The sequence below is a fragment of the Aeromonas veronii bv. veronii genome, from assembly GCF_000820225.1.
GTDB lineage: Bacteria > Pseudomonadota > Gammaproteobacteria > Enterobacterales > Aeromonadaceae > Aeromonas > Aeromonas veronii.
Map to the genome: position 1 here is coordinate 16,768 of NZ_CDDK01000014.1, position 11,470 is coordinate 28,237.

Annotated in this window: 9 protein-coding genes; 7 read left to right on the plus strand and 2 right to left on the minus strand. The window is 59.8% G+C overall.

All coding sequences use genetic code 11. The annotated features are described in order from the left end of the window. Positions 1-579 precede the first annotated feature (579 nt). The 6 genes from ygeW to BN1139_RS05805 all read left to right on the plus strand — a co-directional run bounded on the left by ygeW (position 580) and on the right by BN1139_RS05805 (position 8,158). Entirely contained in the window at positions 580-1,767 is a 1,188-nt protein-coding gene (ygeW, locus tag BN1139_RS05780) for a knotted carbamoyltransferase YgeW (protein WP_005352275.1), read from the plus strand. Positions 1,768-1,904: 137 nt separating this feature from the next. Continuing rightward, positions 1,905-3,104 (plus strand): diaminopropionate ammonia-lyase, encoded by a 1,200-nt coding sequence (dpaL, locus tag BN1139_RS05785; RefSeq protein WP_005352271.1) that lies wholly within the window; start codon positions 1,905-1,907, stop codon positions 3,102-3,104. A gap of 125 nt (positions 3,105-3,229) precedes the next feature. Next, a complete protein-coding gene (locus tag BN1139_RS05790; RefSeq protein ID WP_005352268.1) occupies positions 3,230-4,447 on the plus strand; it encodes a YgeY family selenium metabolism-linked hydrolase in 1,218 nt (405 codons plus the stop codon). Between the two features lie 109 nt (positions 4,448-4,556). Continuing rightward, positions 4,557-5,981 carry a dihydropyrimidinase gene (hydA, locus tag BN1139_RS05795; RefSeq protein ID WP_005352266.1) on the plus strand — a complete coding sequence of 475 codons (1,425 nt, stop codon included), beginning with the start codon at positions 4,557-4,559 and terminating at the stop codon, positions 5,979-5,981. A 95-nt stretch (positions 5,982-6,076) separates the two neighbouring features. Then, entirely contained in the window at positions 6,077-7,009 is a 933-nt protein-coding gene (gene arcC, locus BN1139_RS05800; RefSeq protein WP_005352264.1) for a carbamate kinase, read from the plus strand. A gap of 225 nt (positions 7,010-7,234) precedes the next feature. Beyond that, positions 7,235-8,158, plus strand: coding sequence for a DMT family transporter (locus tag BN1139_RS05805; protein WP_041202710.1), 924 nt, complete (start codon positions 7,235-7,237; stop codon positions 8,156-8,158). 70 nt (positions 8,159-8,228) lie between these two features. Here BN1139_RS05805 and yqeB read toward each other — a convergent pair whose 3' ends face one another. Both yqeB and yqeC read right to left on the minus strand, forming a co-directional pair. After that, positions 8,229-9,821 carry a selenium-dependent molybdenum cofactor biosynthesis protein YqeB gene (gene yqeB / locus BN1139_RS05810; protein WP_005352261.1) on the minus strand — a complete coding sequence of 531 codons (1,593 nt, stop codon included), beginning with the start codon at positions 9,819-9,821 and terminating at the stop codon, positions 8,229-8,231. A gap of 27 nt (positions 9,822-9,848) precedes the next feature. Beyond that, positions 9,849-10,697 carry a selenium cofactor biosynthesis protein YqeC gene (yqeC, locus tag BN1139_RS05815; RefSeq protein ID WP_005352258.1) on the minus strand — a complete coding sequence of 283 codons (849 nt, stop codon included), beginning with the start codon at positions 10,695-10,697 and terminating at the stop codon, positions 9,849-9,851. Position 10,698: 1 nt separating this feature from the next. On the opposite strand from yqeC, the gene mocA reads away from it, so the two are divergent. Then, positions 10,699-11,346 carry a molybdenum cofactor cytidylyltransferase gene (gene mocA, locus BN1139_RS05820; RefSeq protein ID WP_085942030.1) on the plus strand — a complete coding sequence of 216 codons (648 nt, stop codon included), beginning with the start codon at positions 10,699-10,701 and terminating at the stop codon, positions 11,344-11,346. The last annotated feature ends 124 nt before the right edge of the window (positions 11,347-11,470 follow it).

Sequence of the window (11,470 nt, forward strand, 5' to 3'; positions counted from 1 at the left end):
CTGGTTCATCCGCGCAGTTGCGGCAGTGAACGTCGGCCTCTCCTGAGCATCCGATACAGATGCGCAGCTGGCGTATTCACGTTAGCACCTTGGGCCAACCGCGCCTAGCGATGTGGCCGGAAGATAAGGCGAGAGGTGATACGGGAGTGCAGGGGAGGCGAGATGGCCGAGACATTTCTGCAGAAGAGGTCGTAACAAAAGAGCAAGTCGCTGCACGGCATTATCATAATGATAACGACAGCCCCACTGATATCATTTCAGCCCTTGAAACTGACCTTTGATGATAATTATCACCGATGCCGAGATATCGCCTCTGATTATTATCACCTTGCTATTTTATGGCTTGGTTGATCCGCTCACCTTTTTATTAAATAAACCGCTTAAATAGCCACTGATTTTGTGGGTGGCATCACACACTTTCGCCATTTTTTAGTATCTGCCTGCATTTTATTGGTTTGGCACGGTTATTGATTGCCTCATATCGACGCTAACCGACGCGCTCACCCACAACCGGGATGCTGGTGACATCGTGAGTGAAAGGGGAGCTATCCATATCTCATCCAATGATTGGGGCGAACGATGAAAGCAGTTAACGAATTAATCAAAGAGATCAGAGCACTCAAATCCAACCTGCATGAAAAAGATTTTCTGCTGACCTGGGAGCAAACGCCTCAGGAACTGGAGCTGGTATTGAAACTGGCCGAATCCCTCAAGACACTGCGCGCCGAAAATATCTGCACCAAACTGTTTAACAGCGGGCTCGGTATCTCGGTTTTCCGCGATAACTCCACCCGAACCCGCTTCTCTTACGCCTCTGCCCTGAACCTGCTCGGTCTGGCCCAGCAGGATCTGGATGAGGGCAAATCCCAGATCGCCCACGGCGAGACCGTCCGTGAAACCGCCAATATGATCTCGTTTTGCGCCGATGCCATCGGGATCCGCGATGACATGTATCTGGGCGCCGGTAACGCCTACATGCGCGAGGTGGGCGCCGCACTGGATGAAGGGTTCGAGAAGGGAGTGCTGCCCCAGCGTCCGGCGCTGGTCAACCTGCAGTGCGACATTGATCACCCGACCCAGTCCATGGCTGATCTCGCCTGGTTGCAGGAGCACTTCGGCAGCCTGGATAGCCTCAAGGGCAAGAAGATTGCGATGACCTGGGCTTACTCCCCGAGCTACGGCAAGCCGCTCTCCGTGCCGCAGGGCATCATCGGCTTGATGACCCGTTTCGGTATGGACGTGACCCTGGCCCACCCGGAAGGGTATGACCTGATCCCGGACGTGATCGAAGTGGCCAAAGAGAATGCCAAGGCCTCCGGTGGCAGCTTCCGTCAGGTCACCTCCATGGAAGAGGCGTTCAAGGATGCAGATATCGTCTATCCCAAGTCCTGGGCCCCCTACAAGGTGATGGAGCAGCGCACCGAGTTGCTGCGTGCCAATGACCACGCTGGCCTCAAGGAGCTGGAGAAACATTGTCTTGAGCAGAACGCCAAGCACAAGGATTGGCACTGCACCGAGGAGATGATGAAGCTTACCAAGGGTGGCGAAGCGCTCTATATGCACTGCCTGCCCGCCGATATTTCCGGCGTCTCCTGCAAAGAGGGCGAAGTAACCGAAGGGGTATTCGAGAAATACCGTATCGCCACTTACAAAGAGGCGAGCTGGAAGCCCTATATTATCGCCGCCATGATCATGGCCCGTAAATTCTCCGCCCCGGCAGAAACCCTGGAAAATCTGATTAAAGAGGCGCAAAAGCGGGTGAAATAAATAACGGCAGGGCAGGGTGAATATTCATCCTGCCCACACTGTCGAACCCATTATTTTGAGTTTTCTCTCCGTGGTATCTGAATAACGGATCTCCCGGCGAGGCAGCTCTTTGTCAGGTAACGCCTAGTGAGGTAAGCATGTCCCAATTTTCTTTGAAGATGGATATTGCCGATAACCGCTTTTTTACTGCCGAGCCATCTCCGCTGTTTTCTCGCGCCGAAGCACAAAAGGCTCGCGCTTTTCATAAAAAACTGGCCGGTTATGAACCGACCCCCTTGTGCGACCTGAAAGATCTGGCCGCCTATATCGGGGTAAAAAATATTCTGGTCAAGGATGAGTCAAAGCGCTTTGGCCTCAATGCCTTCAAGATGCTGGGTGGCGTCTACGCCATCGCCAACCTGCTCTGTGAAAAGTACGGGGTGGCCATCGAGGATTTCTCCTTCGATCTCATCAAACGCACCATCAAGGAGCCGATGACCTTCGCCACCACCACAGATGGCAACCACGGTCGTGGCGTTGCCTGGGCCGCCAAACAGGTGGGTCAGCATGCAGTGGTCTACATGCCCAAGGGCTCCGCCCAGGAGCGGGTTGACCACATTCTCAATCTCGGTGCCGAGTGCATCGTCACCGACATGAACTATGACGACACCGTGCGTCTGACCATGAAAATGGCCGAAGAGCGCGGTTGGCACATAGTGCAGGACACCGCCTGGGAGGGTTACACCAAGATCCCGACCTGGATCATGCAGGGTTACTCCACCCTGGCCGACGAAGCAGTCGAGCAGATGCAGGATATGGGCATCAAGCAGCCGACCCACGTGCTGCTGCAGGCCGGGGTAGGGGCGCTGGCGGGCGGGGTGCTCGGTTATCTGGTGGACTGCTTCGGGGCGAAAAACCTCCACAGCATAGTGGTCGAGCCGGCTCAGGCCGACTGCATCTACCGCTCCGGTGTGGCGGGGGAGATGGTCAACGTGGGAGGCGATATGCGCACCATCATGGTCGGTCTCGCCTGTGGTGAACCCAATCCGCTCGGCTGGCCGCTGCTCAGAAGCTGCACCACCCAGTTCATCTCCTGCCACGACAAGGTGTCGGCGCTGGGTATGCGGGTGCTGGGCAACCCCCTGGGCAATGATCCGCGCATCATCTCCGGCGAATCCGGCTCGGTCGGTACCGGCGTGTTGGCGGCAGTGCGTCACCACCCGGATCGCGCGGCGCTGATGGCTCGCCTCGGGCTGGATAGCAACTCGGTCGTACTCATCATCAACACCGAAGGGGACACCGATGTGACCCACTACCGGGAAGTGGTGTGGGAAGGCAAACATCCTGCCTGCGACTAACTCTCCCGCCAGAGCAGAGACACGAATTGAAGAACTGATCGCACCTCGCCAACGGGGTGCGGTAACGGGCACAGGGCGCTGCCGACGAACAGGCCGCGCACTCTCAGTTGTTATGGAGAATCACAATGAGCAAGCAAATTCCGTTTGAAATGGTGTTGGAGAAGGCCTACCAGTACAAGGCCGAGATGAGTCAGTTCCTGCGCGACATGATCGCTATCCCGAGCGAAAGCTGCGATGAAGAGCGGGTGGTACTGCGCATCAAGCAGGAGATGGAGAAGGTTGGTTTCGACAAGGTAGAGATTGACCCTATGGGCAATGTGCTGGGCTATATCGGCCATGGCCCGCGCCTGATTGCCATGGATGCCCACATCGATACCGTCGGTGTCGGTAACCGCGCCAACTGGACCTTCGACCCCTATGAGGGCATGGAAGATCACGAGATCATCGGCGGCCGTGGCGCATCCGACCAGGAAGGGGGCATGGCCTCCATGGTCTATGCCGGCAAGATCATCAAGGATCTGGGGCTGGAAGATCAGTACACCCTGCTGGTGACCGGGACTGTGCAGGAAGAGGACTGCGACGGTCTGTGCTGGCAGTACATCATCGAGCAGAGCAAGATCCGCCCCGAGTTCGTGGTCAGTACCGAGCCGACCGACTGTCAGATCTACCGTGGCCAGCGTGGCCGTATGGAGATCCGCGTCGAGGTGCAAGGGGTGAGCTGCCACGGCTCTGCGCCGGAGCGCGGTGACAACGCCATCTTCAAGATGGGCCCGATCCTGGGCGAATTGCAGGAGCTCAGCCACAACCTTGGCAATGACGACTTCCTCGGCAAGGGCACCCTGACCGTCTCCGAGATCTTCTTCACCTCCCCGAGCCGCTGCGCCGTGGCCGACAGCTGTGCTGTCTCCATCGACCGTCGTCTCACCTGGGGCGAGACCTGGCAAGGTGCGTTGGACGAGATCCGCGCCCTGCCTGCGGTAAAAGCGGCCGGTGCCGAAGTCTCCATGTACCAGTATGATCGTCCGGCCTACACCGGTCTGGTCTACCCGACCGAGTGCTACTTCCCGACCTGGAAAGTGGAAGAGGATCACATCACGGTCAAGACCCTCTCCAAGGCCTATCGCGAGCTGTTCCGCAAAGAGCCGGTGGTCGACAAGTGGACCTTCTCTACCAACGGGGTCTCTATCATGGGTCGCCACGGTATTCCGGTCATCGGTTTTGGCCCGGGTAAAGAGCCGGAAGCCCACGCCCCGAACGAGAAGACCTGGAAAGAGCATCTGGTCAAGTGCGCCGCCATGTACGCCGTGATCCCCATGCTCTATCTGGCCGAGCTGGACAAGTAAGGGGTCTGCCGGGTGGTGACTGCCATCGCCGCCCAGCTGTTGAAAGTGCCCCGTCTCCATTGAGGCGGGGCCTTGCTGTTTGAAGGCAAAAGCATTCGAGGTGGTGGGGATGAAACGGCTGATAAAAAACGGTGTGCTGGTCGATCCACAAGGGGAATATCGTCAGGATCTGCTGATCGATAACGGGGTGATCCGCGCCCGTGCTGCCGATATCCAGCCCGATGGCGAGACCGAGGTGATCGATGCCAGCGGCTGCTATGTGATGCCGGGCGGCATCGATGTCCACACCCACTTCAACATCGATGTGGGCATCGCCCGCAGTTGCGATGATTTTTTCAGCGGTACCCGTGCCGCCGCTTGTGGTGGTACTACTTCCATCATCGACCACATGGGATTTGGCCCGGCGGGGTGCAATCTGCATCACCAGCTGGCCCGCTATCACGACTACGCCGCCGATCAGGCGGTGATCGACTACAGCTTTCACGGCGTGATCCAGCATGTGGATGACGCCATCCTGGACGAAATGGCCGCCATGGTGCAGGAGGAGGGGATCAGCAGCTTCAAGCTCTATCTCACCTACCAGTACAAGCTGGGGGACCATGACGTGCTGCGCGCGCTGGCCCGCCTCAAAGAGGTGGGGGCGCTCGCCACCGTCCATCCCGAGAACGACGCCGCCATCGCGGCGCGCCGGGCGGCCCTGTTGGCCGCCGGCCACCATGAACCCTGGTATCACCCGCAGAGCCGTCCGCTGGAGTGCGAGGCGGAGGCGATCGCCCGGATGATCAATCTGGCGGATCTGGCGGGCAGTGCGCCGCTCTATATCGTCCACCTCTCCAACGGCCTGGGGCTGGAGTACCTCAAGCTGGCGCGCCGTCAGGGTCAGCCGGTCTGGGTCGAGACCTGCCCGCAGTATCTGCTGCTCGATGACGCCTGCTACTACCGCGAAGACGGAGTCGACTTCCTGTTGAGCCCGCCACTGCGTGGGCGCAGCGAGCTGGACAAGCTGTGGGTCGGCATCGCCGCGGGCGACATCGACACCGTCGCGACCGATCACTGCAACTTCTCCCACGCCCAGCGCATGACCCTCTCGGGTGGCGATTTCAGCCGCTGTCCCAACGGCTTGCCGGGCGTCGAGAACCGGATGCTGCTGCTGTTTGCCCACGGGGTATTGGGCGGGCGCATCTCGCCGTCCCGCTTCGTGGCCCTCACCAGCGCTAACCCGGCGCGCCTGTTTGGCCTCTGGCCGCGCAAGGGCAACTTGCAAGCGGGGTCTGATGCCGATCTGGTGATCATGAATCCCCGTGGTGACACCCTGATTTCCCATCAACAGTTGCACGACAACGGCGACTACAGCCCTTACGAGGGGATGCGCTGCCCCGGCCAGATCAGAATGACCCTGAGCCGTGGCGAGATAGTCGCTCGCGATGGCGAGTTTCTGGGGCGGCGTGGTCATGGCCGCTTTCTGGCCAGGGCACCCTTTGATCCGGCGTTGGCGCCGGAGCTGCACTCGCCTTGCCCCGCGGCTGCAGGCTGACAATCCGTTCGAAACACGCAGAGCAGCAAGCTTATGTGAACAACGAAAGGTGGGCCGGTATCGCGCCGGCTTGTCCCATCACTGGAGATAACAAGATGAAACAGAGAATCGTACTGGCCCTTGGTGGCAATGCGCTGGGCAACAACCTGCCCGAGCAGATGAAGGCGGTGCAGAGCACGGCGGGCACCATTGCCGACCTGATCGCCCAGGGGCATGAGGTGGTGGTGACCCACGGCAACGGCCCGCAGGTAGGGATGATCCAGCAGGCGTTCGAGGTGGCGGCCCGCCACGATCCCAAGGCGCCCCATCTGCCCATGTCGATCTGCGTGGCCCTGAGTCAGGGTTATATCGGTTATGACCTGCAAAATGCCCTGCGCGAGGCACTGCTTGAACGCGGCATCCACAAGCCGGTCGCCACTCTGGTGACCCAGGTTGAGGTGGATAAAAACGATCCCGCCTTCCTCGACCCGAGCAAACCCATCGGCGGCTTCTTCAGCAAGGAGGAGGCCGAAGCATTGATGGCCAAGGGGGAGCGGCTCAAAGAGGATGCCGGTCGCGGCTATCGCCGGGTAGTGGCATCCCCCAAACCCGTCGATATCATCGAGAAAGAGACCGTCTCTGCCATGCTGGCTGCCGGTCAGGTGGTGATCACCGTCGGGGGTGGCGGTATTCCGGTGCTGCGGGAGGGCAACCACCTGCGCGGTGCCAGTGCGGTGATCGATAAGGATTGGGCCAGTGCCAAACTGGCGGAACTGATCGACGCCGACATGCTGATCATCCTTACCGCCGTGGAGAAAGTCGCCATCAACTTCGGCAAGCCCGATGTGCAGTGGCTCGATACCCTGAGCGTGGCTGATGCCAACAGCTTTATTGCCCAGGGGCAGTTTGCCAAGGGATCCATGCTGCCCAAGGTGGAGGCGGCGCTCTCGTTCGCCACCGCCCTGCCGGGGCGAAAATCCCTCATCACCCTGCTGGAAAAGGCAGCTGAGGGGATCGCTGGCAAGACCGGTACCGTGATCAGCCTGTAGCGTGCAACGTGATGACGGGTTGATAGACAGGGGGCCTTGGCCCCCTGCTGTTTTTGGCTAGGGCGCTACTGTGGCTGAGGTCGATTTGCTCACAGGCAATTTGCCCATAGGCTATTCACCCGTAGGGAATGGGCAGCCCGCCAGCACAGGGGTAAGATAGCCACCCCGATAAGGGGTTGGCCCATCGGAACAAGAGGCGAAAGGCAGAGCAATGCGTGGTGAGAGATGAGTGGAAAGATCAATATGGCGGCGTTGGGGGGACTGGTCCTGCTCACCGCCATCTGGAGTTACAGCTGGATCGTGATGAAGCAGGTAATGCTCTACGCGGGGGCCTTCGAGTTCACCGCCCTGCGCTGCCTGTGCGGTTCATTGGTGTTGTTGCTGGTGCTGGCCCTGCGCGGGCGCCGTTATCTCAAACCCACCCCGTTTCGCTATACCCTGGCCATCGCCCTGTTCCAGACCTGCGGCATGGTGGGGTTGGCACAATGGGCGCTGATCAGCGGCGGGGCGGGCAAGGTGGCCATTCTGAGTTACACCATGCCGTTCTGGGTGGTGATCTTTGCAGCGCTCTTTCTCGGCGAGCGGATGCGCAAGCTGCACTATCTGGCTGTCGGGGTGGCGGCCTGCGGCCTGCTGTTGGTGATCCAGCCCTGGTTGCTGCATCTTGAGTCCCTCAAGAGTGCGCTCTTGGCGATCCTCTCCGGCATCTGCTGGGGGATCAGCGCCATCATCGCCAAGCGGATGTATGCCCGCCATCCCGGGGTGGATCTGATGTCCCTCACCACCTGGCAGATGATCTACGCCACCCTGGTGATGACACTGGTGGCCGCGCTGGTGCCGGAGCGTCCCATCGACTGGCAACCCTACGTGATGGGCGCCCTGGCCTATAGCGCCATCTTCGCCACCGCCATCGCCTGGAGTCTCTGGTTGTTTGTGTTGAAAAAATTGCCGGCGGGGATTGCCAGCCTCAGTACTCTGGCGGTGCCGGTGACCGGTGTGCTGCTCTCCTGGTGGCTGCTCGGCGAAAATCCGGGGCCGGTGGAAGGAAGCGGCATCGCCCTTATCGTGCTGGCGCTGTTGGTGATTAGCCGCAAGGGCAAACGCTCCGTGGTGTCGGTCGCAGGAGAGACCCGCATCAAACACGGTTGAGCCGATTGCTGGCAACGAAATAAAAGGGCCCGCCATCATGGCGGGCCCTTTTGGTTTTAAGAACACTCTCTTATCTGCGCTGGGCCAGATGCATCATGGCTTCCAGCACGGCGCCGCCGATGGCGCGTGCCTTGTCCGATACCGTGGTGGCGTCGGCCCGCTCGCCTCTGGGGTCGATGTCACCGATCTTGAAGCCGACGGTCACCTCGATGCCATCGCTGAGCAGACCTCGCACCATGCCGGAGAGCGGCGCGATAATGGGAGCGTCCCCCACATGGGCGATCACATCCCCCTCCTGCACCAGATCACCGAGCTTGATAATGCTCTTCATCACCCCGGCGACAGGGGCGCGCACCACCCGGCGGGCGGAGTGCCCCTCGATCACCCCGGGAATGCCGGTATTGGGCTGGGCGGGGCCCTGATAGATGACCCGGCCCAGATGATGGCCGCGGTTGGTCTCGATCACCGCATCGCAGTCGCGCCCCGCCTCAAACCCCGGGCCGAGGGCCACTGTAATGGGGGCCATCTCCTTGTGGGTGCCGAGATTCTGCTTGGCGAGGATGGCATCCACCAGGTAGCGGGGCTTGAGCTCGGCGAGGGTGGCACAGTCGGGGTCAACCAGCAGCGGAATGATGCCCCGATCCAGCTGCTCGAACGCCTGCTCGACGCTCTCGACCCGCTTGGCGCTCACACCCTCGACGCTGGTTTCACCATCAAACATCCCTTGCGCGAAGGCGACGGTGCGGCGGATCACCGTGGGTTTGTCGAGATCCAGCATCACCACCTTGAAGCCGGCATTGTGCAGGCGCAGCGCCACGCCGGTAGCGATATCGCCGGAGCCGCGCATCACCACCAGTTGATCCCGCTTGAGGCGCACATCGTCCTGCATCAGGCCACCTGCCTTGCCGTTTTTCACTTGCAAGAGTTCGGCGAGGATGCTGATGGCGATCTCCTCGGGGGTCTCGGCACCTATGTTGTAGCCGATGGGGGCATGCAGCCGCTGCAGTTGCTCCTGACTCACCCCTTGCTGGCGCAGTGCCTGGGTGAAGGTCTGTACCTTGCGCTTGCTGGCGAGCAGCCCCAGATAGGCGAGGGGACGGGTGATGAGCCGATCCAGCGCCTCCTTGTCCTGATGGTTGGTGGCGATGATGACGAAGTTGGCGGGCTCGATGGCCAGCGCCTCGATCACCGCGCTGATGGAGTCGGCCTGCTTGAGATGGGTGCCAGCGGGGAAGTGGTCGGGGTTGAGGCTCCCTTCAAAGCAGTCGCCGACATGGATATCAAAACCCAGCGGGGCCGCAGCATGGGCCAGCGCCCGGTTGACGTGACCGGCGCCAATCAATACCAGACGGGGGCGCAGACCGTAGACGTCGATATAGACCGACATGGCGCCGCCGCAATCCGACCCCACCGCATGTTCGCCGTTGCGGGCCATCCGGCCGTGGAAGATGCGCGGCTTGCGCTCGGCAATGGCCGCCATGGCCTCTTCGATCACCAGCCGCTCGATCATGCCGCCGCCGATGGTGCCGAGGATCTGGCCATCGGCCATCACCAGCATCTGGGCCTGATGGCGCGGGGTGGAGCCCCGGCTCTCGATGATCTGGGCCATGGCAAACGGCGTGTTCTCCTGTTCCAGTCGGGCTGCGTGTGCAAACAGATTCATAAGGTACCTCTTCTTATCCTTAAACCATCATGGGCGAGGCGGCTGTGCCCCATCATGAGCGAAGTAACCGAGTGCGTGGCGAATGGGCTGTGGCTCGCGAACCGCCCCCTGCCAGATGGCATAGATCTCGGGGTGGCGGCTATGCAGCTTTATCAATTCATCGAGCCACGACGCCTCATTTTGATAATCCCCATTGATAAACCAGATCCGGCGCGCCCTGGCCGGGGTGCCTTTGAACAGCCCCTCGGGGTGGGAGAGCAGTTGGTGAAACAGGGCCCAGTCGAGGGGGTCACCGGCCACTATCCCGCACAGGGCCTGAAGCTCTGCCCAGCGGTGGATCTGCTGCGGGTCGGCCTTGGCCCCTACCATGGCGCCGCCCGTCAGGGCGATCACCCAATCACTGCTTTGGGGAATGCAAGGTTCGTGCAAAGCGGGCACTTTCAATAACTTGTGATTGGCGCCATCCGCTTCGACCAGGATGAGATCGAAGCGCTGCTGCCCCTTGATGAGATCAATCTGCTGGGGTGTGGGGCCCGCCACCTTGCCGCTGGCCTGATCGATATGGCTGAACAGGGCGACCAGGGTCGGCTCATCGGGCAGTTGCTGACAGCGGGTAAGTTGACGAACGGGATCCGTCTCGATAATCAATTCCCGATAGTGTGACGGGGCAGGCAGAAACATCCGGGTGGTGGTGGTAATTAGCACCCTTTTACTCTGTTGATAAAAATATTCCGCCAGCCAGAACAGGGTGCTGGTTTTTCCACCGGCCCCGCAGAGGCTAATTAAGGTGGTATGGCTATCAATATTTTTGGTGAGCGAGTTTAATAGCGGATCTATATCTGGAAATGCGACAGCAACAACGTGTGGGTGCGACATAATGACGACCAAAATAAATATCAAAGGGAGTGGAAAACAACGTTGCCAGGAACAAGTGCAGTGTGACTGTATAATAACGGCGGCGGGTTTATCTTCCCGAATGGGCACCTGGAAAATGATGCTACCTTATTGCCAGGGGACAATGCTTGATGCAAGTCTCAAAAATGCCCAGGCCTTTTGTCAGCGGGTTATTCTGGTGGTGGGCCATCGTGGCGAGGAGCTTCAAGCGCGCTACGGATCACGGCCGGATATTGTTGTCGTCTACAACCCCGACTATCGGCAGGGGCTGGGCAGCTCCATCCGCTGCGCTCTGGCGGCCAGTGACGCTGACTACCTCTTTATCAGCCACGGGGATCTCCCCTGTATCCCGCGCGAGGTCTATCAACAGCTCTGGCAGGCACGGGGCTGTGAGGCTCTTTTCCCCACCTGGCAGGGGGAGGCGGGCCATCCGGTGTTGCTGCCAAAATCCCTTGTCCGCGAGCTGGCAGCGGCCCCGGTGCAGTCGTCGGTACGGCGCTGGTTGCACGGGCATCAGCACCGTATGGTGCCAGTTGACAGCCCCGCCATCCTGTTTGATGTGGATACCCCGGAGCGCTATCAGGCGCTGCTGGGTGGCATTCTTGAAAATGAGAGCGAGCCCACGAAATAACCCAGTTTAAAAAGATAACGGGGAGATAAATGGCGTATCAAAGTGATATTTCTCGCACTTGATCTGATAGGGCAAGTTCTTTTTGAACTGATCATTAAGTAAATTCCAGAGTGATTGATAACTA